Below are 22,889 nucleotides of genomic sequence, written 5' to 3'. Positions count from 1 at the left end.
ACACTGCTTCATAACTCAAAGGTAAAGGTTTGGGCGCTAGCGGCTTCTCATTCACCTTGCATGGTTTTAAAGCGTGTATAAACGCCGTTCGTCCAACCAAACCCTAGCTGAACTTCGTACTCCCCGCCACTTGCCGTTTTGTCAGGCTCGCACACGTTGTACTTTTCTAGCATTACGCCGGTTCGCGCAAAATGATCGTCAATGGTTTGCGTAAAGCGATTAATAATGTCGCTCGCTTCATCACTAAAACCATAATTTAGTAGCCCTTTCACCGCAAACCATTGCAGAGGCGCCCACCCATTGGGTGAATCCCATTGTTGAGTAGTGGTATTTGCTGTGGTCACTATTCCGCCGAGTGCTAACAAGTGCGTTTGAAGGGCAACATTTACCCCAACAGCCTGTGCATCGGTGGCAAGTTCTACGAACAAAGGTACGGTTGCCGCCGCTGAAAGCACGGTAGTTTGCGTATTACTGGGGTAATGGTAATCGTAAAAACAGGCTTTGTCTTCATTCCACAAATAGGTATTTATTGCCTGCTTTCGGTTAACAGCGGCCTCACGGTATTTGCTGGCTTTGGTGCTAACCCGCGCCAATGTACTTTCAACAAAATACAGCAGTGCGTTCAAATCAATGGGGACTATTTCAGTTGTACGAATGCTACACAAGGCGCTTTCATCAGCAAGCCAACGGGAACTGAAATCCCACCCTGATTCACAAGCCGCCCTTATATGGCGGTAAAATTCTACTGACTTTGCGCCTACGAGTTCTGCCGTTTCAATATCTTCTCTGTACGATTCTGGTCGTGGTGAGGCTTCGCTGTCGTAATACCGGTTAAGTAATGCACCGTTTGGCATGCGAACGAGATGATCGCAGGCGTGGCTAACCGCTTGTGCGCTACTTAAGTTATTGGCGCCGTTCATCCAAAATGCATATTCTTTTTCAATACCGGCAATAGCGCGTTGGCGCTGGGTATTGGTTAATTTTTTTTCTACTAATGCGAACATTAACGCCAGCACGGGCGGCTGGCTTCGGGTGTAATAATAGGCTCGATTTCCGTTTGGAATACAGCCTACTTCATCCAGTATATCTAAGAAATTTTCCAACATGTTGACTGCCATGTTGGCCTTACCAGAATCGATTAAGCCTAAGGCGGTAAAGTAGCTATCCCAGTAATATATTTCTCTGAATCTGCCGCCTGGTACTATGTACGGGCGCGATAGACTAATAAGGCTATCTATATTTTCTGCATCTGGTGTACGGGTAAGTACATCCCACATATGTTGCACATAGTCTGGTACAGCACTGAATGTTAAATCTGTGCTGCTTGCCACCATGTCCGGTATGTTAAAATATGTTTCAACGAACGACGATAAACTAAAGCCTTCGTTATTTTTCTGCTGCTCGTATTGGCTTATTACGTTCTGCCAATCACTTAGTATAATGGCATCGGCAAAGGTCTTACTGTCTTCAAACAAGGCCGCGTTTTGCACATCTTTAAACAAATTGCTTTGAAAAAATGGTAAGCAGGTGCGCCAGCCACTTGTAGTTAATGCCATGTTACGCGGTATCCTTTAACACTATTGAAGAGGTTGCTCGTTTAAAAAAGAACAGAGTGACAAGTAGTGCACCTATGGGAATAAGCGATAAGTAAAAGGCTTGTTGCCCGCCCATTGCTTCAAATACATAGCCGGTAATAATAGAACCTGTAGTTCCGCCAAGCGCGGAGAACACCACTATTAGGCCTGTCATAGGGGCGTGTTGCACCTTGGGCAACGCACTTAACATCACAGAATTAATAACAGGGTAAATAGGTGCCATCATTAACCCAATAAGCGGGATTAAGTACGCCGCTATTGGCGCGTCTACCCAGCTAGCAACGAGGTTCTCGTCTACCTTTTCGGCTAAAGGCAAACTCAATAACATGACGGCGGCCATACCTACTAGGCAGGCATTCATGAAGGGATACCAACTCACTCTTGCTAGCACTACCCCAGCCAATAAGCGGCCAACGGCAAGCGCTACGGCGAAAATACTGGTAATTTGAATACTCACTTGGGTAGGTAAACCCAGTACTTCTCGGTTAAAAGTCGGCAACCAAGACCCTATCCCCTGCTCAATTAGAACGTAGAGGAACACCGAAAGAATAAAGATGAGCACTAAGGGTTTATAGGCTAGCTTAAGCATGTCGATAAACGCACTGCCTACCCCAGTTTCCCTGTTTACTTCTGGTTTTTGAATCGGCGCGGCTAGCACCAATAAAATCGTTACGGCAACTAGAGCGGCAATAAGGTAATACACGTTCAGCCATGAAAGAGACGCTTCGTTGGTGGGATCAATAAAGGCTGCAAATACCCAATAACCAGACAGTACACCCAACATGAAAATACCTTCAACGGTATTCATCAACGAGCTATGTGCTTTGGTGCTGGAAGAGAGTTGCCCAATAATGGCGTATACCGACACTTTCACTAACGCAAAGGCTGTGCCTATACCTGCGAACAAGAGTTTTATAACCCAGAAGCTGCCAATACTAGGCGTAATAGCACATAGCGTGGCCACCAGAATTAGGCCAAATAGCATAGAAATTTTATAGCCGATACGAGGAATAAAGCTAGCGACAAGAAAGGATACTAGCGCGATGGATAAGTCTTTAAACCCTTCTAGGGTGCTGGCTTCTGGTTTCGACACGTCGAAACTGTTTATCGATTGTAAAATAACCGTGCCCACACTGTTTAGCAGTATGGCAAACACATAATAGCTAACGGCTATTGCAGCGATAATCAACAATCTGGACATGTGTAAACACTCTGTTAACTAAATTAAGCCGGAGTGTAGACGGATAAAAACAAAAATGCAAACGTTTGCATTAACCTTTTATTTTCTCTTCCCTAATCATTTTTACGTACATTAATCGTGTTTACTGGAACGGCGAACCACCAGTTGGGTATCTACCACGTAACTAGCTGTTTCTTGGCCTTCAAACTGACGAAGCAATTGATCTACCATGGCTGACGCGGCTTGCTGGGTGTTTTGGCGAATGGTTGTTAAAGCCGGATGCATAAGTTCAGCTAGCGAAATATCGTCGTAACCAACAATACCTACATCGCTTGGAATACCCACGTAGCGCTCTTTCAACGCTTTAAGTGCACCAAGCGCCACCATGTCGCTTGAACACACAATGCCGTCGAAATCTAAGCCATTCGCTTTCACCCTCTGATTTATATACTCGTATGCCGCTTTTGAGGTTATATCGATAGTGCAGGTACAGTCGCTACTTACTGAAATATTGGCATTCTGATGCGCTTGTAAATAGCCCTTATAACGCTCTTGCATCTCGGCATGCTCTGCATCACCTAAGAACAATACGCGTTTAGCGCCTTTTTGCAGCAAGTGAGTAGTAGCATCGAACCCACCTTGGTAATTGTCTCCGCCAACAATAGGATAGTTAGCTTCGCTTTTTGGATCGCCCCATACTACAAGGGGTACACCAGCTTCTGCGGCGCGGTCAATTTTCTTAGTCGACTTTCCCTGCCCAATTACAATCATTCCATCGGCGCGCTGGCTGTGAATAAAGTAGTTAGCCCAATCGTCAGATGCCATGAAGGAATTCGATAGCAGCAACTCGTAGCCTTTAGCGTTAAGCGCTTGGTTTAACTCCCCCACCAACTTCAGCAAGAAAGGATCGGTGGTGCTTTGCTCGGTATGATCAATTAAGTTTAAAATTACCGCGATAACATGCGTTTTTTGCGTACGTAGCCTGCTAGCAGCCGCATTAACACTGTAATTGTGCTCCTTTGCCAAAGTCTGCACTTTACGTCGCGTTTCCTGCTTTATCAGCGGATTGTCTTTTAACGCTCTTGAAGCTGTAGAGGTAGAAACCCCTGCTAACTTTGCTAGCTTTGCTAACGTTAATTTTGTTTCTGAACTCAAATTATTTAGCTCTCTCTTTTTTTCAAACTATACCGAGAAATACCTGAAAAGCCTATGCTCAACGCAAGGCATCCTAAGTTCCTGTATCTCAAGTTAATTGTTTAGCCATACCAAACATCATCATCAAACTTGCATGCCAACAAATGTTAACACGCTTAAACAAATTTTTTGCAATCGATTGTACTTTACTCTTGCAATCGTTTGCAAAGAGATCTATTTTGTTGCTCATTCCCGAAGCGAGTGACATTTTTTTAACCTGTTTCACGCATTCGGTTAACAACGCCCAAAAATTATTTTCAGGAGCACACACCATGAAAACGTTGTTCACAAAAGGAATGCTAGCCACTGCAATTTCTTTAGCGTTAACCCAAACGGCCTTTGCACAAGAAGAAACAAAACAGGCTACCGCAGAAAATACTGAAGTTATTGTAGTGAGTGGAACGCCAGGCGGCGCAGGAATAAGAAAAATAGATGCAAGCTTTGCTGTCACCAATATTGATGCCAGCGACATTGAAAAATTTGCCCCTAAATCTACTGCTGACTTATTTAAGGCCATTCCAGGGGTTTGGGTAGAAAGCTCTGGCGGCGAGTCGGGTGCAAACGTATTTGTTCGAGGATTTCCAGGTGGCGGTGATGCACCTTTCCTTACCATTGCGTTAGAAGGTTCACCTATCTACCCCGCTTCAACATTGTCGTTCCTAGAAAACTCTCAGATGTTTAGAATAGACGACACTATTGAAATGGTAGAAGGCTTACGGGGTGGTCCTAACCCGGTAGTGAGTAACGGGCAGCCCGGTTTAACCACCAACTTTCGCTTAAAACGCGGCGGTGAAGATTCTGAAGCCAGCGTAAAATATACGGTATCTGATTATGGTTTGAATCGCGTTGATCTTGTACTTAGCGGTGCACTAGCCGACGACCTTTACTACATGGTAGGCGGTTACGTAAAAAGCTCTGATGGTATTCGCGATGCTGGGTTTAGCTCTGAAGAGGGCAACCAATTCACTGTTAACCTAACCAAAATTTTTGATAAAGGTGAGTTAAACCTTTATACCCGTCAAACTGACGATCATGGTACATGGTATTTACCTACGCCGTTGAATGTAGAAGGCATTGATGCAAACTACACCCAAATAGGCCCGTTGAATCGTCAAGCCACTATAAACTATGGCCCAGATAATACCGCTGAGTCTTTCGACTTTGGCGACGGTCGCGGCTGGGATGGTCATGTGAGCGGGGGTAGCTTAAAGCTTGAGCTAGGTGGCGGCTGGCATTTGGTTGACCGTTTTAACCTGACTAAAGGCGAAGCTAACACCTTTGGTTTAGTGCCAGATGGCTCTGCTGTTACTGTTGCCGATGTAGCTGATAACGGCGAAAGCGCGACGGGTGCAGTAACCGGAAACACCTACGATGCCGATACCCCTATTCAACAAATTGGCCGTTGGGTTGTACTGAAAGACGTTGAGTCATTCACTAACGACTTGGCCGTATCTAAATCGTGGGACAACTTCGATACCTCTTTTGGTATTTATAGCGCGACCACTAAAGCAGAAGACTGGTGGAGCATTGGAAACCAAGCCTACTATGTATTAGTGCCTGGTGGCGAAATGCTAGACGGCATAGCTTGCAATAGCAGCGAAGAAGGCTGTGGTTGGGGCTACGATATAAACTCGGTAGGCGATGCCAGCACATTCGCACTGTATGCCACAAGCACATGGTATGCCACTGAAGATTTAAGCATCGATTTAGGGCTACGTCGTGAAAACCATGAAGTAAGCTACTCAGTAGATGAGGGTCTAGATGGCGTAATAACCAAAGCATTAGAGTATGACGAAAACAAGACATCTTGGACATTAGGCGCTAACTACGCACTTAATGATTTTAGCGGTGTGTTCGTACGTATGAACCGTGGCTACAAAATGCCTTATTTTGATGACTTTCGTGATAACTGGGGCGCTTATACTGGCGGTAATGACTTAATTAAAGAAGTTACTCAGGGCGAGCTTGGCTATAAATTCATGAATGACGACATTCAATTTTTTGCCACTGCGTTTGCCAACGAAGTGCAAGGCGATACTTTTGTACGTCGTCCAGGTGCACCGGCTGAAATTTTAACGAATGAAGCTTACGGTATTGAGTTTGACGGAAAGTACAGCCACGATTCTGGTTTTTCACTTAGTTTAAATGCAACGTTTCAAGAAACCGAAATTACAGCAAGTGCTACCAATGAAGGTAATGAAGCGCAGCGTCAGCCTGGCTGGCAAGTACGTATGACCCCAAGCTATGGTTTCGATGTGGGTGACATGTATGCCACAGTTTACGGTACTTTTTCAGCCGTAGACGATCGCTTTGGTGACAACGAAAACACGGTAGTCTTAGAAGGGTATGAAAAAGTTGATGTGGGCATGACACTTGAGCCTACCGATGCCCTCCGTGTTCAATTGTCTATCGACAACCTAACAGACGAACAAGGTATAACCGAAGGCGATCCTAGAAACCCTGATTCACCTAACGGGCGCTATATCATGCCAAGAAGTATGAAACTGAGTGTGTCTTACCTGTTCTTTTAATTAACAGGATATAAGCTACTTAACCAAAGCCGATGATATTTATCATCGGCTTTTTTATTGTCCCCTCTTTGAAGCGCAATATTTCGCCACCATAATATAACTATTGTACTGGTTCTTTTACTGGGCTTTTTGCCATAGCTTTTATCGTAAATTTTACCTTAGCCTTTTACCTCAAGATAGAGACATTATATGAAACGGGTTTTCTTGTTCCTTGTTACCAACTTAGCCGTGGTGTTAGTGCTAGGTATTGTGCTGAATATTGTGTTTGCTACTTTTGGTATTGAAAACCGCAGTATGACTGGGCTATTAGTTTTCTCTGCGGTTTTTGGTTTTGGCGGTGCGCTTATTTCATTAGCCATGTCGAAATGGATTGCCAAACGAAGTACGGGAGCCCAAGTGATTGATAACCCCACCACCCCCACTGAACACTGGTTAATTAATATGGTATCTGCCCAAGCTAAAAAAGCGGGTATTGGCATGCCAGAGGTGGCTATTTACGACTCACCTGAAATAAACGCCTTTGCGACCGGCATGAATAAGAACAATGCCTTAGTTGCTGTAAGCAGTGGCTTATTAAATGGTATGAGCGAAGATGAAGCGGAAGCGGTGCTTGCTCATGAAATATCTCACATTGCCAATGGCGACATGGTTACCCTTACATTAATTCAAGGGGTTGTGAATACCTTCGTTATCTTTTTAGCGCGCGTAATTGCAGGCGCTATTTCTAATGCTGCTCGTGGCAGTAATAACGGAAGCAGTGCATTAGGCGGCTTTGCTTACTATGGCATTGTGTTTGTACTAGAAATGCTGTTTGGTATTTTGGCTAGCATTATTGTGATGTGGTTTTCCCGTCAACGTGAGTACCGGGCCGATGCAGGTTCAGCCAAATTAGTGGGCAGACAAAAAATGATAGCGGCGTTAACGCGCTTAAAATCAAACAGTGAAAGTCAGTTAGATGGCACCATGATGGCCTTTGGCATTTCGGGTAAGTCAGCATTTTCAGAATTATTTATGAGCCACCCGCCCTTAGATAAGCGTATAGATGTGCTTAGACGTCGCGCGAAAGCGCAATAATAAAGGGAGTTACTAGCATGACAGCACCTAAAGCGATTTTTTTCGACATTAACGAAACCTTGCTTGATATGGCAGAAATGAAGCATGGTTTAGCGCCATTACTCGGTGGCAATGAAGACTTAGTCGATTTGTGGTTTGCCAACCTTTTACATCACTCCCTTGTCGATATAGCTTCTAACCAGTTTCATGATTTTATCAACATTGGAGCAGCTGCTTTGGTGATGGTGGCGCATAGTAAAGGTTTTACGGTTTCTGAAGATGAAGCCCTTAACGCCATAAAAAGCCACATTACCAAGCTTCCTGCGCATGATGATGTAAAGCCAACACTTTCAAAGCTGCAATCGTTAAATGTACCCTTAGTGGCGCTATCCAACTCCTCTATTGAAGGGCTAAAAGCGCAGCTGGAATTTGCAGGTATTAGTGAATGCTTTTCGCATGTACTCAGCACGGAACAAATAAAAACGTATAAGCCTTACCCCGAAGTATACCGCTGGGCATGTAAAGAAGTTGGCGTTGAGCCCAAAGGAGCCATGATGGTAGCCGCACATGGGTGGGATGTCAGTGGTGCGAAGGCTATTGGTATGCAAACCACGTTTGTGAGCAGACCTGGCAAGATAATGTATCCGTTAGGACTTACACCCGACTTGATTGTGGAAAGTTTAACTGAGCTTGAGCAAGCAATGAAAAAGGGTGCATAGAACACCCTTGATATATAAAGTGTAGCAGGCTTTAGTTATCAGTTTTAGCAACTAATTGTCTGCCTTTAAACCCTTTTGATGAACAGTTTGAACGCTTAGTTTCTAGCGCGCCCAACTGTCGCTTTAACCAAGACTTTTGAATACCCGATTTAGCTGCATCCATTTCACCACTCACTCGTGAAATTTCTTTACCCACATTCACGCATGCTTTAGCGGTTGGTTGAAACCCGCCATTTGCCAAGGCTGCAGAAGAAAATGCTGCGGATGATAATACCATTGCGATAGATGCGATTAGCGCTTGCTGTTTCATACATGTCCCCAACGGCCTGATATCGTTCAAGCTCATTTGTTTTCGGTAGAGAAGGCTATGTGATGCCTTGATTTGTTTTGAAACTATAGCAATTATGATCTTATTTTTAGGTGTTAGGAATTATACCTAATGATAATAAATTCAGGTATACCGTAACGACCCATGCCTTTTATTTCCCCATCATGTATTCGTATTTCTCATGATTTTTTAGGGGCGTTGCTAATGTTTCTTATATTGTTATCGGCCTATTGTAAGCATTCACGATAACCATTCCGTAGTTGAGGTTACAGTAACAGCTTTCTGTAACAGCAATGTAATCGTGACAACAGATCCGCTTCATTAAAACATCAATTAAATCAGCTAACAAGCTAAGTGCAAACTTAGCGGCAACATAGATTAAACAAAAACCAATTAAAGCCGAGTACCCACGCCAATCGACTCTAATGTATCGAGTATAGCATCTGCTAGCGAAGCTAGCGGCGTAACATGGCTAGCCGCATTTAATTCTATCGCCACTTTGGGCATGCCAAATACAACACAGCTTTTTTCATCTTGGCAAAACGTAGTGGCTCCTTGCTGTCTCATTTGCCGTAATCCGTTTGCACCATCCCGTCCCATACCGGTTAGCAACACACCAACAGCATTTGCCCCTGCATTAACCGCTAATGAATTAAAAAGCACGTCTACTGAAGGCTTGTGCCCCGACTCTCTTGGGCCATCAGACAAGGCAATTCGATAATCTGCGCCGCTGCGCTCAACAACGAGGTGCTTATCACCCGGCGCTAAATAGGCATGTCCAGGTAATAAACGCTCTCCGCCTTTTGCTTCACTAACCTCCACTTCACATAAGCTATTTAATCTGCGGGCGTAGGTTGTCGTAAAACCCGGCGGCATGTGCTGGGTAATAACAGTGGCAGGCGCGTTTCTAGGGAAATGCATGAGTACATCTTTAATCGCTTCAGTGCCGCCAGTAGAAGCCCCAATTCCTATTACCTTTTCACTGCCAGTGTAACGCATGGCCGCATGTTGTGACGCCCGCGACTGTGTAGGCGCACTCAGTGTGGAATGCGCCGCCATTCTAATTTTTTCCGTTATTACTGCCCGATACTCTTCCATACCTTGCACCACACCTAACTTAGGTTTTGGAACAAAATCTACCGCCCCCAACTCTAACGAGCGAAGCGTAGCATCCGCCCCCTTTTCCGTTAACGTAGACACCATAACTACCGGTGTGGGGCATGCTTTCATCATGACCTCTAAAAAACGTAAGCCATCCACTTTAGGCATTTCAATATCTAGAGTGATCACATTAGGCTTAAACTCTTGTACCATTTTCTTTGCTACAAACGCATCGGGTGCCGCCCCAACCAAAAGCATGTCAGCTTCATTGTTAATAATTTCAGATAACAACTGCCTGATAAGTGCAGAGTCATCTACCACGAGAACTTTGATGGGCATTGTCAGGCTCCGTTAGCGAGAAATCATCGGGATTGGCTTGCTGAGATAGCAGCACTCGGTGGTTAGATTCACGCTCATACAAGCTGGTATTATTAAAGTTTCTAATTCGCTTCATATAAACATTACCTTCATCGGGTAAAAAGTATATTTTGCGGGCGTAGTCTGACATTAAGTCGCTATTTAATAGAGGTATGTTTTCCCTAGTTAAATAGTTAACAACAAACTCAGCGTTAATTCTTCCAATATCTTGTTGCACAAACCCAGCGAGCACTTTGCCACCGCCAAAGGCCTTGGCCACTAGCTTTTCTTTTCGTGCCCCTAGTGTAATGAGCTTATCAATAAGCATATCCATTGCATGCACACCGTATTTAGATGCAAGATTGCTGTCTAGCTCACTGGCTAAATTCAATTCAGGCAACATGAAATGATTCATGCCACCAATTTTCTTTTCTGGGTCGTAAATACACGCGGCAACACAGGAACCTAAAATTGTAACCAACACCTTATTTGAAGCGGTAGCAACGTATTGCCCGGGTAATAATTTAACGGCTTCTTTTCGAAATCGGTTATCGAAGTAACTGATAGGTTGTTCATCTTGGCTCATACTGCTAACCCCTTTTAATTTACTGGCCGATAAATAGTTTTACCCATAGGCCGCACCAACTCGGGGTACATAGTGAAATTTTCAGAATGACCGGCTACATACATTCCCTCAGGTGTCATTAACGTAACCATTCGGGATAGAATTTTGCGCTGAGTGTCTCGATCGAAGTAGATCATGACGTTTCGACAAAAAATAATATCTATTGGGCTTTCAATCTCCCATGTGGGCGACATCAGGTTTAGGGTTTCAAACTGCACCATACGCCTCAGTTCATCGGCCACACGCACTTTTCCTAGCTGCGTGCCCTTTCCCTTATAGAAAAACTGTTGTCGATAGTCAGCAGGTAATTGTTCAATGCCGCTAGCGCTGTAAACCCCTGACGCCGCCTTTTGCAACACTCTGCTATCAATATCAGTGGCAACAATAGACACTGGAGGGGTAAAGGTGCCAAAGACCGAGGCCACTGTCATTGCGATGGAATAAGGCTCTTCCCCCGTACTACTGGCCGAACACCAAATGCGTTTTGTGTTGGGATGCTGCTTTAAGTACGTTGAAAGCGCTTCAAAATGATGAGGCTCTCTGAAGAAGGAGGTTAAATTAGTCGTCAGCGCATTAACAAAATGCTCTTGTTCTTGGTGGTTGTGGGCCACCATTTCCAAGTAGTCATTGAAACGGGTTAATTTTAATATGCGCAAGCGCCGCGCTAAGCGGCTATACACCATGGCATCTTTAGAGTCGGCTAGCCGAATACCGGCACGCTCAAACAGTAAGCGCCTAACTCTATCGAAGTCTCGCCGACTGTAGGCAAATTCCCTTTGCGCCACTACTTCGTGTAACTCCGTCATACACTAAAAGGCCTCCCATTCTGCTTCATCCGGCGACATTGGGTTTAACGATACTCTTGGCTTAGAAGGCCCAGGCCCTGATATCGCTCTTGGAGAAGATGTAGGAAACGATGCCATGCTATTCGATGACGTAGAGGCAGAACTAAAGCTCTGTTGCCCCACTTTAAATACAGCTACCCGCTGTGCTAATTGCCCAGACTGCTGCCTCATACTGTCTGCGGCGGCTGCCGCTTCTTCTACAAGTGCTGCATTTTGTTGTGTCATTTCATCCATTTGCACAACAGCGTTGTTTACCTCTTGAATACCGGTGGCTTGCTCGGAGCTTGCCGCGGCAATTTCTGACATAATATCGTTCACCCGCTTAATTGCCGTCACAATATCCGCCATGGTTTCACCAGACTTATTCACCAACACATTGCCGTTAGTAATCTTCTCTACCGAGGTTGAAATAAGCCCTTTAATATCTTTAGCCGCTTCAGCCGAGCGTTGGGCTAATGTGCGTACTTCCGATGCTACTACTGCAAACCCACGGCCTTGCTCGCCAGCTCGCGCCGCTTCTACTGCGGCGTTTAGAGCTAATATGTTGGTTTGAAATGCAATGCCGTCAATAACACCAATAATGTCAGATATGCGCTGGGCCGAATCGTTGATTTCCCCCATGGTGTGAACCACTTTTTCAATTACCTTTCCGCCTTCTGATGCCACATCAGAAGCCTGACTGGCCAAGCCTTTCGCTTGGTCAGCATTTTCCGCATTCAGTTTTACCGTACCTGTGAGCTCTTCCATGGCCGATGCCGTTTCTTCTAGGCTAGACGCTTGCTGCTCGGTTCGACTTGATAGGTCGGCATTTCCTGTCGCAATTTCATTAGAAGCAGTATCAATAGTTTCCACCGCATCGTGAATTTTGATGATGGTGTCGCGTAGTTCATCCACGAATTGATTGATTGACTCGCCAAGTACTTTAAAGTCGCCATCTAGCGGCTCTTCAATGTTATGCAATAAATCGCCTTCGGTAAGCTTAGACATCACGGTTTTAATGCTGTCTACCGCAACCGTGCGCCCCGTAATATCGGTGGCGTACTTCACTACCCTAAACGGTTTGCCGTTTTGGTCTAATATGGGGTTATAAGAGGCCTGAATATAAACCGCATTGCCTAATTTGCTAATACGCTTGTATTCGCCACTGGCGTAAACCCCCTTGCGTAGTTGTTCCCAAAACGCCGCGTATTCTGGGCTATTTTTGTAAGCAGCCTCTACGAATATGCTGTGATGCTTTCCTTTCACTTCATCTAGGATGTAACCAAGTGCCGATAAGAAATTACTGTTGGCATCTAAAATCACGCCGTCTAAATCAAATTCGATAACCGCTTGAGATTTACTAATAGCGGTTAGTTGCCCTTCGAAGTAAGCGTTCTTAGCTTTTTCTGCGGTAATATCAGTGGCGAATTTCACAACCTTAAAAGGTTGCCCGTTGCTGTCTAAAATAGGGTTATAAGAAGCTTGGATCCAAATTTCACTGCCCCCTTTGCCTAACCTTTTAAATTCACCTGTTCGATAATTACCTGCTTGCAAATCTTTCCAGAATGCAGCGTATTCAGGGCTAAGTTTTACCTCTTTTTCCACGAACGTACTGTGATGCTTTCCTTTGATTTCCTCTAAGGAATACCCCATCACACTAAGAAAGTTATTATTCGCGGTTAGAATATTGCCTTGTAAGTCGAATTCAATAACGGCTTGAGACTTACTAATCGCGTTAATTTGCCCTTCATAATCGGCGTTTTGCTTTTTCTCAGCGGTAATATCAATAGCAAATTTTACAATAGCGATAACCTCGCCATTGTGATCAAAAATAGGGTTATAAGAAGCTTGGATCCAAACGTCTTCGCCCTTGTTATTTACTCGGCAAAACTCACCGCTGTGTGCTTCACCGCTTCGCAATACTGACCAAAAATCTTTATATTCTTGGCTACTGGCGTATTCACGAGTGACAAACAGGCTGTGATGCTTACCTTTAATTTCGCTTTCTGAATACCCCATGGCAGATAGAAAGTTTTCATTTGCTTTAACAATATTGCCGTCGGGAGAAAAAAGAATAACCGCTTGGCTTCGGTTAATGGCATTAACCATACCCTCGCGCTGATCTTCCTGTTCGTTATCGCTCCATTGCACAACATACTGCGCTGGATCTGAGCTTGACGCGTTAAGCGCGGTAATATTAAGAGTAAATGCGGTCTGGGCCAATTGTGCATATAGGCTTGCTTCACGGCACTGCAAAATGTCATTCAGAAGTTGGGTATTTCCCTTTACGGTCGTCGACAAATTCTGCCCCTTCAAAGCAGCATGGCCACCGTGAGAGGATACCGTAAAATCATCAGGGTATTGTTGCGCCAACGCTAAAAAAGCGGGGTTGTGATATACAATATTACCCGCGCCATCAATTACCATAATGCTTGCGGTGCTTGCATCGAGAATTTGCGTTTTTAGCTGCGCCTCGTGCTGTGCAGCTTTAAGCTCATCATTGTTGAGAAAGTTAAACACGCCCATAACCAGTTCATCCTAAATTTGCGAAATTTTTTACCGTTACCGTCTTAGTTGTTACGCGTCTTCGTTAACGCTTTGGGGAGCAACTAAGCCCATTTCTTCGCTGGTGATAAGGCTTTCAATATTCACCAGAATAACCATCTGACCATCTACATCTGCTAACCCATGCAAGTACCGGCTGTCAAAAGCCACACCAAATTCAGGCGGAGCTAGAATTTGGTCTTCCATTAACCGAATAACATCCGATACGCCATCTACCACAATGCCCACAATGCGATCTTGTATATTGAGCATAATCACGATGGTAAATTCGGTATAAGTGGCTTCGCCAACGTTGAATTTAAGGCGTAAATCTACAATAGGTACAATGTCCCCTCGCAAATTGATTACCCCTTTGATAAACGCTGGCGCATTTGCAATTTTAGTGACTTGCTCATAGCCACGAATTTCTTTCACGGTTTTGATATCTAAAGCGTAGTGCTCATCGGCAAGCACAAAGCTTAGATATTCCTTGTCATCGCCCCCGATAACAGCCTGATGTAATGCGGTATCACTCATGCGAGCATGTCCTCTATTTGACTTGAGGTATAAGTAGTTGCGATAGAGTCGGCATCAATAATGAGTGCAACTTTTCCGTCGCCCATGATGGTAGCGCCTGCAATTCCGGCTACTTTTCGGTAGTGATCTTCTAAACTTTTTATTACCACTTGTTGCTGACCAACTAAGGCATCTACAAGTACTCCGAAGCGCTTCTTACTGCTTTCAAGTAATACAACAATGGCTTCGGTGGGTTTACGGTTGGCGTTTTCTACATCCATATAGTCGTGAAGAGGGACGAGGGGCCAGTATTGGTCGCGTATATAAAGTACCGTATCGTTGCCCAAGGTTTTAAGTTGACTGGCTGTGGGTTGAAAAGACTCCACAATGTTGAGCAACGGTATTACAAAAATCTGACTTCCCACCGACACGCACATGCCATCAACAATAGCGAGGGTGAGCGGTAAATGTATGAAAAAGCCCGAGCCCTCTCCTAATGAAGACTCTATTTCAATACGCCCACCAATGGCTTCAATATTCCGCCGTACCACATCCATACCCACACCACGGCCAGACACATCGGTTACCGCTTCGGCAGTTGAAAAACCGGCTTGAAAGATAAGCTGCCATACTTCGCTGTCTGGTATGTCATCGTTAACGGCTAATCCATTTGTGCGTGCTTTATCTAAAATACGCGCACGGTTCAGCCCGCCGCCATCATCGATAATACTGATAATAATACTGCCGCCTTTTTGCTCAGCGCCTAATATCACGGTGCCCATTTCTGACTTACCGGCGGCACGTCGCTTTTCGGGCAACTCAATACCATGATCGATACTGTTTCTAACCAGATGCGTTAACGGGTCGACAAGCTTTTCAATCAGGCTTTTATCAATTTCTGTGTGAGCGCCCTGTAAGACTAAATCTACTTTTTTGTCTAGCTTGCCAGCCAAATCACGAACTAGCCTAGGAAAGCGATTGAATGTAGCTGTCAGCGGTAACATTCTGACCGACATTACCGACTCTTGAATTTCACGAGTGTTGCGCTGTAACTCGTCTATCGCTACTTGCAAACGCTCGCCTACCTGCCCATCCACTTCCTGCCCAATCAGGGACAACATAGACTGGGTAATAACAAGTTCACCAACGAGGTTGACCATGGCATCTATTTTACCGGTATCTACTCGAATAGAGGCACTGTCTCGTCCACCGGTTTTTCTAGCGGGTCTGGCTGGCGACTTTGAAATACTGGGCGGTGGCGAGGTGGATTTATTTGCAGCAGTATCTGGTGCGACAGAGCTCTGTATGGCATTAGTTGGAACCGGCGAGCTCTGCACAGGTGACGCAGCCGACTGTGTGCTCACGAACTCATTCGCTTTTACGTTTGGTGGGGGGATATCTGCAGTGTCGAAAAAACCAAAGCTATCGTCACTGGCTAGTGACTTAATTACGGGTACTTCTGGTTCATCGAAAAAGCCGAAGCCGTCGTCTTCCACGCTAGCCGTTGTTTCGCTGGGCGTATCATCAAAGAACCCAAAACCATCATCAGTTTGTGTCGACAATTCGCTGTCGGTGTTCGCGCTCTGCTGGCTGGTACCTATGTGCGTGTCTGGCTCATCATCAAAAAAGCCAAAGGCGTCGCCGTTGTCGCTATGTGTACTATCGTTGCCATTGTCGAAGCCGTTACCGCTATCGACATTCTGATGGTTGGAAGTCTCAATATTGGTATCGGGTGCTGTTGTTTCTTGGGTTTCTGTTAGCGCCTTTTCTAGTTTGGTAATACTAACTGCAATAGCCTGTTCTGGCACATCTACTTGATTGCGATAGGCCGCTAACGTCGCTTTCAATACATCTAGGGTTTCAAGCAATAGGTTAACGATATTGGTGGTAACAGATAGCTCTTGATTGCGGGCCTTATCTAACAAGTTTTCCATTACATGAGTAAGGTTCATTAAGGCGTTGAAGCCAAAAATGCCACTTCCCCCTTTAATAGAATGGGCTGCGCGGAAAATACTGTTGAGTTCTTCCGAGTCAGGCGAGTCTACATCAAGGCTAATTAGCAGTTGTTCCATGTCGTCGAGATGCTCATCGCTCTCGTCAAAGAACACGCCATGAAATTGCTCAATATCGATGCTCATTCTGAATCCTTCCAGACAGGTAAAATGTGAAAAGGATTAGCCCAAAACGCGCTTTGTCACATCTAATAACTTATTAGGATCGAAAGGTTTCACCATCCAACCCGTGGCACCCGCTGCTTTCCCCTTCGCTTTCATCTCTGGGCCCGCTTCAGTGGTCAGCATAACAATAGGCGTGCGATTGAAACCGTTTAAGCTACGCAAGTTTTTGATGAGTGTTAAACCGTCCATGCGGGGCATGTTTTGGTCGGTCAATACAAATCCAAATTGCTGAGATTTACATTTATCCAGTGCTTCTTGACCATCTTGTGCGGTGGTAACTGTATATCCAGCCCCTTTTAAGGTCATCTCGACCATTTGACGAATTGATATAGAATCGTCGACTACTAAAATATGCTTGCTCATACTTTCTATTCCCTAACAGCTTAAAAGTAATAACTTTTTGATGTAAAAATCCTTTGTACCCTAGAATAACTCTACCTCTCCCGACTGCATGGATGTTGCAGAAACTGGGTTGTGGTCGGTTTTTCCTCGTTGGGCAAGCGCTTGTTGGTAAGCCTTCAATTCAGACGCAAACGCTTCCAAATTATCAGGCTCTAGTTGTTGGAGTCGCTCGATAATAAATTTTACAATATCTTTCGTGTAATCAATGTGCTGGCCATTTATATCGCCAAACTGCATGCCTCTTATCGCGTTATTGATTGCATCATCTAGTTGTTGCCCAATACCCTCTAGTTGCTTGGTAGTAACCTGGTCTGATTCTGCTTTGCGAATAATATCTTTTAGTTCTTTACTGATATGATCTTTAGCTTCAACCACGTGGGAAATGTCTTGAGAAGCAACGAATTCGGCGGTTTCGGTGAGCTTATCAACCAAGCCTTTAATATTTTCTACCTGCTTCTTAATAACATCACTAAACTGGGTCGAGCGGGTAGACAGAGCCCTCACTTCATCGGCCACCACGGCAAAGCCTCTTCCCGCTTCACCGGCTCGCGCCGCTTCAATAGCTGCATTTAAAGCTAACAAATTGGTTTGGGCTGAAATATCGTCTATTCCACTAAGGGCATCGATAACCGTAGGCATCGCTTGTTGAATGGTTTGTACTTGGCCCATTAAATGCTGCGTTGAAGACGACATTTTTTCAGTGGAATCGATAAAACTCACAAGGGTGCTATCGGTATCTTGAGCAAAATTGCGCATTTTATCTGAGTAAGCGGTATTGTTTGAAGCATCGACGCTGAGCAAGGCATCAATACAATTAACCTGCGCTGCTACTAAGTCTTTTAAACTGGTAAATGCTTGACTAAGGGTAACAACCGCATCATCTTGGGTTGTTTTAATAGAGGCCAGATTTCCCTCACATATTGATAATGAATGGGCAATTTCTCCCCCTGCTAATGCAATATTATCTTCAACATAAGCCGTGCTGGAATGTGTTTCTTCGATAGAGGATTTGGTATCACCTGACGCTGTTTTACTTGATACATAAGCAACAAAGCCTATTAGTACTGCCGTTAGCAGAATAAAGCCAAAAAGCGCTAAGCCTAAAAAGAACAGAGCCCAAGACGCCAACAGCCCTGCCGCTACGCCAACTACATAGAGGTTAGCGCTACTTTGTGAGTGTGTAGATGAACTTTCCACGTTTGAATGCAAAAGGATCTCCTTATACCCTGCCACTACTCCTTCATCACTCAACGCTTAACCGAGTGAAATATGCATGACGTGTGTTCAATGTCATAAAGGTACTTACTCTTTATTTTGATGAAGAGTAAATAGGCAACGCGTTAGTCATTGTTGGTTACAATATGGACTAAGCGTAGTACTCAATTTGGAAAGTTGGCAAGTAACGAGATGCGAAAAACTGCTATATGTGCAAAAAAACCTATAAAAGGTGGTGAAGTGTAAATATAAACTCAAATGGCATAGTTCAATTACTTATTGCAGGAGTAAGATTGATTTTGAAGGCTAAGAACGGCTGAATTCCCTTTGTTCCAAAATTCTGTATTCATACCGATGTAACGTGCACCTGAGGCTGAACGGGCGCGCTGCAATATATGAATATTACCATTTTCAGATAGCTTTATTGTTTCTGGGCCCAAAAAGCGCACCTCGATGTTTCCAGCTGTCGCACAATTAAACTGATGCGTTCCTGTGGTAGCGGCGTCCATTTTTTCATTCTTCGCCGTTTCTTGTGCGGACATGCTAATTAACTTAAGTCTTTGCTTACCGTCGTTATCGTATATTACCAACCACGTGCCCTTTTGAATTTCATAACGGCTTGCCGTTTCTAACGCTTTCACGAAGCGCTTTTCTTGAGCTGACATGGCACCTACACAAGCGCGGCGAGTCGTTACCAATTTAGACGTTGAGAACTCACCTTCTGCTAATCCACCCGCTTTTACATTAAGTATGCCCGAAAATTGATTACAACCAGTAAAACCGGAAATTCTATTTTTTGTTACCAGCTCGACAGTCAGCATACTGCTATCGATAATGCCGCCCTTGTCGATGCTTTCCACCTGCCAGGTACCAGTTAGGGTAGTTGCAGATTCTTCTTTGCTCACTGAGGCCGCGTCTGAGGAGGTGTGACTAGCGTTATGACTACAACCAGTGATGATAAAAAGCAGACTCAATACGATAAAAAGTGAATTATAAAAATGAGAGGCCATTACTAATCCTTGCCGTTTTAAATTGAAGATAAAATAACGGGTGTACTATGTTGCGGAATGTGGGCTGAAAGTAGCAAAAATGCGCAAAGTTTGAAAGTGATACGTCAATCAACTTGCAAATAAGAACAATTATCAATAGCATATAGACTCACAACCTTGGTACATATTATGTCTGCCGCTCGCATTTTAATAATAGAAGATGATATAACCCTTAGTGATCAGGTGGCTAGGTTGCTAAAACAAAAAGGGTTTACCACCACGCAGTGCTTAGATGGCCAGAAAGGCTTGTTGGCAGCGCTGCAGGAAAGTTTCGATCTCATTTTACTCGATATCTTATTGCCTTCGCTCAATGGCTTGGCAGTTTTGAATCAAATTCGAAAAGTTAAGCATACTCCGGTAATGATGATTACCGCCAGCGGCGCTGAACAAGAGCGCATTGAAGGCTATAGAAAAGGCGCAGATGACTATTTACCCAAGCCCTTTAACTTCACAGAAATGATGCTTAGGATAGAGGCTTTGCTACGTCGGAGCCAGCGAGACACCACCCCACCGAAACAAACCTCACAGTTTATCATTGATGAGCTCAAACTTAACCGAATTAAGCAAGATGTTCGCTATTCTGAGAGCGCTGTAGAACTCACCCCAATTCAGTTTAAATTACTGTGGGTACTACTTGAAAACCACCATGAAGTCATGACCAAAGCCTTCTTATACCAAAGCGTACTTAACAGGCCATTCAGCCGTTATGATAGAAGTTTAGACATGCATATTAGTCGCGTACGTAAAAAATTAGTAGAAGCAGGTATGCCGCCAGAAAGGCTCTCTACCTTGCATGGCAAAGGCTATCGCTTCTCGTGAAATACACCCTTTTCTGGCGAATGTGTACCGTTATTGGCGTAGGGACGGTTCTACTTTTCTGGGCCATAGACTGGCTAACTAATCACACCGAATCTAGCATGAGCTTTATTGCTGATGAACATCAGCAGCAATTGTTGGATTACGGAAAAGAAGCCGATGAAATTTGGAATAATGAAGGCGAAGATGCCCTGTCGGTTTGGCTTAAGATGCTTCAAGAAAAAGAGCGTACTTGGGCAGGCGTGGTCAGTTCAGATATTACGCCACTGGCTGGCTCAACTATCTACAAACCCTTTTTCGACCGCTTTCAATATGGAAGAAGTGTGGAGTGGAAAATACATTTATATTTTCAGCAAAACCCCGTGATGGAGATCCCTTTTGCCGACGCCGACACCCACCTGTTAATTGAACTACCTCAGCGTATGCGCCCAGGTGCTATGTTGTTGTATGCCAATGCCCTCCTGCAAATTGCATTGCCGTTAATATTGCTGTGCGTATTGAGTTTGGTGTTATACCGCCACGTGATGTCACCTTTGCGTAAGCTAGAAAACGTCACCAAAGCCTTCAGTGACGGCCATCACGATGTAAGAACGAATGCCTCTTTGCTTGACCGTAACGACGAACTTACTCGCCTAGCGGTTACGTTCGATAAGATGGCCGATAGAACCAGCAAACTTATTTATAATCAACGCCAGTTGCTCGCCGACCTCTCTCATGAGTTACGTACGCCTTTAACACGTATAGATATGGCGGTTGATTTTGTAGAGCAGCAAATTAATCCACAACAAGCAATAGAGCGACTTCGCTACGAAGCCTCTACCATGCGCAGCTTGGTGGAAGATACGCTTACCCTCGCTTGGTTAAATACCGAGTCTCCACAGCTCAATGCTGAAGACTTCGATTTGGTTGAATTAATACACGTTATTTGCGAAGACGCCCGCTTTGAATACCCCGACAAAAACCTCATTAGTCGGCTACCTGAAAAAGCGCCGCTTACCCAAAGCAGCCAAATCGCGCTAGGCCAAGCGATAGAAAATATAATTCGAAACGCATTACGCCATACGCCTGAGACGTCGGAAGTAGAAGTGCTGCTCACAAGCTCCGATAAGGGCTACCAACTCTGTGTAAAAGACAATGGCCCCGGTGTGCCTGAACATATGCTTGGAGATATCTTTAAGCCGTTCTTTCGAGTAGATAAAGCCAGAGTATCCAAAGGCGAACGAATAGATACGTCGCAAAGCACTGGTTTTGGTTTAGGTTTGGCGTTAGCCCACCGGCAAATTGAAGCCGTGGGCGGCACCATTAAAGCTCAAAATTATACTGACGTCGCCAGCCAGCGCAGCGGGCTAAAAATTCAAATTGAATTACCAGCCTCATAACCGTTACAGCCCGCGAATGTTCACAAGTACCCGTATATCGGCCTATCCTTAAACTGTTAATTCAGCGTTTTGGCGCAACCGTTTGGGCTCGCTGACTAATCTGCGCCACGCCAACACAATGCCGGTATACACCAGCACACAAGCAAGCAATGACACCAGCCCTGCCACGGTTTGACCGATAACCCCAAAGTATTCACCGGTATGTAGAAAACGCGCCGTGCCCCAAGCTTGGCCACCAAGAGACCAATCTTGCTTTCTTAGCACCTTGGTTACTTTGCCTGTTCGGGTATCGAAAAACAGCGAATATGCGAGTTCTTGCCTATGCCCTATGCTTTTATCAATGAAGAAACGGGCTTCATGAATATCTTCACCTATTTCCATCCACATTGAATACCAATCTTCGTACTCATTGGCATTAGCATGTTGCTGGGCTGACTTAAACAAGGTTTCATAAGGCACTTCATCAGCCGATAAACTGGTAATTTCCTCATGCTGCTCGCGGGCAGGTACACTTTCACCGAACGCACCGTATATGGCTTTATTAGCCCAATCGAAATGAAAAATAGTGGCAGTTAACGCGATAACAAACAACGGTATTAAACACCAGATACCGAAGACGAAGTGCCACTGCCGATTTCGGTGATAAGAATTTCGGTAGGTTTTGGGTAATAAAAACTGCTGTTTTAAGGCCCTTAGGTTTAAACGCTTAGGCAACCATAAATATAGGCCACTTACGATTAGAAAGAGGAATATTAAGTTGGCATACGCTGTGATGTTTTTACCCACCGCACGATAGTCGCCCGCAAGGGATAAATAACGATGAAAGTCGGTGACCACATGGAAAAACTCCTCCACCATGCCCTCGCCTTCACGAAGAATTTCGCCGGTATAAGGGTGTAGTAAAAAGCTGTGCCGCCCAGCCCATGCCGGAATAGCCGCGCCTTCGCGGTTTACCCAGCGAACATAAATATGTGGATCATTAGGTTTAAGCGTTTGCAGTATCGACACCACTTCATCGGTGCTGATGCGACTACTGGTGCGAGGACTGGTGCCAGTGCTGACGTCAGTGCTAATGAGCGCGTTTTTTTGTTTGGTAGGTGTCGTATTTGTGTTTTCAGGATCTACATCGTGCAGCCTTTCACTGAACTCTACGATTTGCCGTTCATAAGTCAGTAATACACCCGTAAAGGACATACACAAAACAAATATGCCGGCAATTAAGCCGGCAATAAGATGGGCCCAAAAGACCCACTTTTTTATCGTTTTAGCTACCATTAAGTTAAT

At 44.7% G+C, this 22,889-nt stretch carries 19 protein-coding genes; 5 read left to right on the top strand and 14 right to left on the bottom strand.

The features are described from left to right. Positions 1–47 precede the first annotated feature (47 nt). From treF to KYS23_RS04670, 3 genes are all read right to left on the bottom strand, one after another. The gene (gene treF / locus KYS23_RS04680; protein WP_218418152.1) at positions 48–1,556 is read right to left on the bottom strand and encodes an alpha,alpha-trehalase TreF; all 1,509 of its coding nucleotides are present in this window, start codon (positions 1,554–1,556) and stop codon (positions 48–50) included. Between the two features lies 1 nt (position 1,557). Continuing rightward, the gene (locus KYS23_RS04675) at positions 1,558–2,796 is read right to left on the bottom strand and encodes an MFS transporter (RefSeq protein WP_201299234.1); all 1,239 of its coding nucleotides are present in this window, start codon (positions 2,794–2,796) and stop codon (positions 1,558–1,560) included. A gap of 111 nt (positions 2,797–2,907) precedes the next feature. After that, positions 2,908–3,930, bottom strand: coding sequence for a LacI family DNA-binding transcriptional regulator (locus KYS23_RS04670; protein ID WP_218418151.1), 1,023 nt, complete (start codon positions 3,928–3,930; stop codon positions 2,908–2,910). Positions 3,931–4,241: 311 nt separating this feature from the next. On the opposite strand from KYS23_RS04670, the gene KYS23_RS04665 reads away from it, so the two are divergent. The 3 genes from KYS23_RS04665 (at position 4,242) to KYS23_RS04655 (ending at position 8,272) form a co-directional block, all read left to right on the top strand. After that, positions 4,242–6,500, top strand: coding sequence for a TonB-dependent receptor (locus tag KYS23_RS04665; protein WP_159528143.1), 2,259 nt, complete (start codon positions 4,242–4,244; stop codon positions 6,498–6,500). A gap of 189 nt (positions 6,501–6,689) precedes the next feature. After that, complete coding sequence (htpX, locus tag KYS23_RS04660; protein ID WP_218418150.1) at positions 6,690–7,574, top strand: protease HtpX; 885 nt, start codon at positions 6,690–6,692, stop codon at positions 7,572–7,574. Between the two features lie 17 nt (positions 7,575–7,591). After that, positions 7,592–8,272, top strand: coding sequence for a haloacid dehalogenase type II (locus tag KYS23_RS04655; protein ID WP_218418149.1), 681 nt, complete (start codon positions 7,592–7,594; stop codon positions 8,270–8,272). A 31-nt stretch (positions 8,273–8,303) separates the two neighbouring features. Here KYS23_RS04655 and KYS23_RS04650 read toward each other — a convergent pair whose 3' ends face one another. The 10 genes from KYS23_RS04650 to KYS23_RS04605 all read right to left on the bottom strand — a co-directional run bounded on the left by KYS23_RS04650 (position 8,304) and on the right by KYS23_RS04605 (position 19,371). Continuing rightward, positions 8,304–8,582: a hypothetical protein gene (locus KYS23_RS04650; protein ID WP_159528137.1), complete on the bottom strand. Its 279-nt coding sequence runs from the start codon at positions 8,580–8,582 to the stop codon at positions 8,304–8,306. A 411-nt stretch (positions 8,583–8,993) separates the two neighbouring features. Continuing rightward, positions 8,994–10,040, bottom strand: coding sequence for a protein-glutamate methylesterase/protein-glutamine glutaminase (locus KYS23_RS04645; protein ID WP_159528135.1), 1,047 nt, complete (start codon positions 10,038–10,040; stop codon positions 8,994–8,996). Further along, positions 10,012–10,644 carry a chemoreceptor glutamine deamidase CheD gene (cheD, locus tag KYS23_RS04640; protein ID WP_159528133.1) on the bottom strand — a complete coding sequence of 211 codons (633 nt, stop codon included), beginning with the start codon at positions 10,642–10,644 and terminating at the stop codon, positions 10,012–10,014. Before cheD ends, KYS23_RS04645 begins: the two co-directional genes overlap by 29 nt. 14 nt (positions 10,645–10,658) lie before the next feature. Further along, on the bottom strand, positions 10,659–11,489 hold the full coding sequence (locus KYS23_RS04635) for a CheR family methyltransferase (protein ID WP_218395721.1): 831 nt from the start codon (positions 11,487–11,489) through the stop codon (positions 10,659–10,661). A gap of 3 nt (positions 11,490–11,492) precedes the next feature. Then, positions 11,493–14,033 (bottom strand): methyl-accepting chemotaxis protein, encoded by a 2,541-nt coding sequence (locus tag KYS23_RS04630; protein ID WP_218418148.1) that lies wholly within the window; start codon positions 14,031–14,033, stop codon positions 11,493–11,495. Positions 14,034–14,084: 51 nt separating this feature from the next. After that, positions 14,085–14,588 (bottom strand): chemotaxis protein CheW, encoded by a 504-nt coding sequence (locus tag KYS23_RS04625; RefSeq protein WP_126872400.1) that lies wholly within the window; start codon positions 14,586–14,588, stop codon positions 14,085–14,087. Then, positions 14,585–16,705, bottom strand: coding sequence for a chemotaxis protein CheW (locus KYS23_RS04620; RefSeq protein WP_218418147.1), 2,121 nt, complete (start codon positions 16,703–16,705; stop codon positions 14,585–14,587). Before KYS23_RS04620 ends, KYS23_RS04625 begins: the two co-directional genes overlap by 4 nt. A gap of 36 nt (positions 16,706–16,741) precedes the next feature. Further along, positions 16,742–17,107 (bottom strand): response regulator, encoded by a 366-nt coding sequence (locus KYS23_RS04615; protein WP_159528124.1) that lies wholly within the window; start codon positions 17,105–17,107, stop codon positions 16,742–16,744. A gap of 60 nt (positions 17,108–17,167) precedes the next feature. Beyond that, on the bottom strand, positions 17,168–18,355 hold the full coding sequence (locus tag KYS23_RS20800) for a methyl-accepting chemotaxis protein (RefSeq protein WP_220100254.1): 1,188 nt from the start codon (positions 18,353–18,355) through the stop codon (positions 17,168–17,170). A gap of 278 nt (positions 18,356–18,633) precedes the next feature. Next, a complete protein-coding gene (locus tag KYS23_RS04605; RefSeq protein WP_159528122.1) occupies positions 18,634–19,371 on the bottom strand; it encodes an META domain-containing protein in 738 nt (245 codons plus the stop codon). A 168-nt stretch (positions 19,372–19,539) separates the two neighbouring features. Here KYS23_RS04605 and KYS23_RS04600 point away from each other — a divergent pair, with 168 nt between their 5' ends. Next, positions 19,540–20,229, top strand: coding sequence for a response regulator transcription factor (locus KYS23_RS04600; RefSeq protein WP_218395730.1), 690 nt, complete (start codon positions 19,540–19,542; stop codon positions 20,227–20,229). Further along, complete coding sequence (locus KYS23_RS04595; RefSeq protein ID WP_159528118.1) at positions 20,226–21,605, top strand: sensor histidine kinase; 1,380 nt, start codon at positions 20,226–20,228, stop codon at positions 21,603–21,605. Before KYS23_RS04600 ends, KYS23_RS04595 begins: the two co-directional genes overlap by 4 nt. Before the next feature lie 48 nt (positions 21,606–21,653). Here the strand turns inward: KYS23_RS04595 and KYS23_RS04590 are convergent, their stop codons facing one another. Next, positions 21,654–22,880 carry a PepSY-associated TM helix domain-containing protein gene (locus KYS23_RS04590; RefSeq protein WP_218418146.1) on the bottom strand — a complete coding sequence of 409 codons (1,227 nt, stop codon included), beginning with the start codon at positions 22,878–22,880 and terminating at the stop codon, positions 21,654–21,656. Positions 22,881–22,889 lie beyond the last annotated feature (9 nt).

The sequence above is a fragment of the Alteromonas lipotrueae genome (assembly GCF_019249255.1).
GTDB classification, from domain to species: Bacteria; Pseudomonadota; Gammaproteobacteria; order Enterobacterales; family Alteromonadaceae; genus Alteromonas; species Alteromonas lipotrueae.
Note: the sequence above shows the minus strand (reverse complement) of the source record. Positions and strands in the feature narration are given on the sequence as shown.

Coding starts and splice junctions, on each gene's coding strand:
- KYS23_RS04600 (WP_218395730.1), top strand. CDS start 19,540: ATGTCTGCCGCTCGCATTTTAATAATAGAAGATGATATAACCCTTAGT.
- KYS23_RS04615 (WP_159528124.1), bottom strand. CDS start 17,107: ATGAGCAAGCATATTTTAGTAGTCGACGATTCTATATCAATTCGTCAA.
- KYS23_RS04675 (WP_201299234.1), bottom strand. CDS start 2,796: ATGTCCAGATTGTTGATTATCGCTGCAATAGCCGTTAGCTATTATGTG.
- KYS23_RS04635 (WP_218395721.1), bottom strand. CDS start 11,489: ATGACGGAGTTACACGAAGTAGTGGCGCAAAGGGAATTTGCCTACAGT.
- KYS23_RS04665 (WP_159528143.1), top strand. CDS start 4,242: ATGAAAACGTTGTTCACAAAAGGAATGCTAGCCACTGCAATTTCTTTA.
- KYS23_RS04630 (WP_218418148.1), bottom strand. CDS start 14,033: ATGGGCGTGTTTAACTTTCTCAACAATGATGAGCTTAAAGCTGCACAG.
- KYS23_RS04625 (WP_126872400.1), bottom strand. CDS start 14,588: ATGAGTGATACCGCATTACATCAGGCTGTTATCGGGGGCGATGACAAG.
- KYS23_RS04645 (WP_159528135.1), bottom strand. CDS start 10,040: ATGCCCATCAAAGTTCTCGTGGTAGATGACTCTGCACTTATCAGGCAG.
- treF (WP_218418152.1), bottom strand. CDS start 1,556: ATGGCATTAACTACAAGTGGCTGGCGCACCTGCTTACCATTTTTTCAA.
- KYS23_RS04620 (WP_218418147.1), bottom strand. CDS start 16,705: ATGAGCATCGATATTGAGCAATTTCATGGCGTGTTCTTTGACGAGAGC.
- KYS23_RS04650 (WP_159528137.1), bottom strand. CDS start 8,582: ATGAAACAGCAAGCGCTAATCGCATCTATCGCAATGGTATTATCATCC.
- KYS23_RS04590 (WP_218418146.1), bottom strand. CDS start 22,880: ATGGTAGCTAAAACGATAAAAAAGTGGGTCTTTTGGGCCCATCTTATT.
- KYS23_RS04655 (WP_218418149.1), top strand. CDS start 7,592: ATGACAGCACCTAAAGCGATTTTTTTCGACATTAACGAAACCTTGCTT.
- KYS23_RS04605 (WP_159528122.1), bottom strand. CDS start 19,371: ATGGCCTCTCATTTTTATAATTCACTTTTTATCGTATTGAGTCTGCTT.
- cheD (WP_159528133.1), bottom strand. CDS start 10,644: ATGAGCCAAGATGAACAACCTATCAGTTACTTCGATAACCGATTTCGA.
- htpX (WP_218418150.1), top strand. CDS start 6,690: ATGAAACGGGTTTTCTTGTTCCTTGTTACCAACTTAGCCGTGGTGTTA.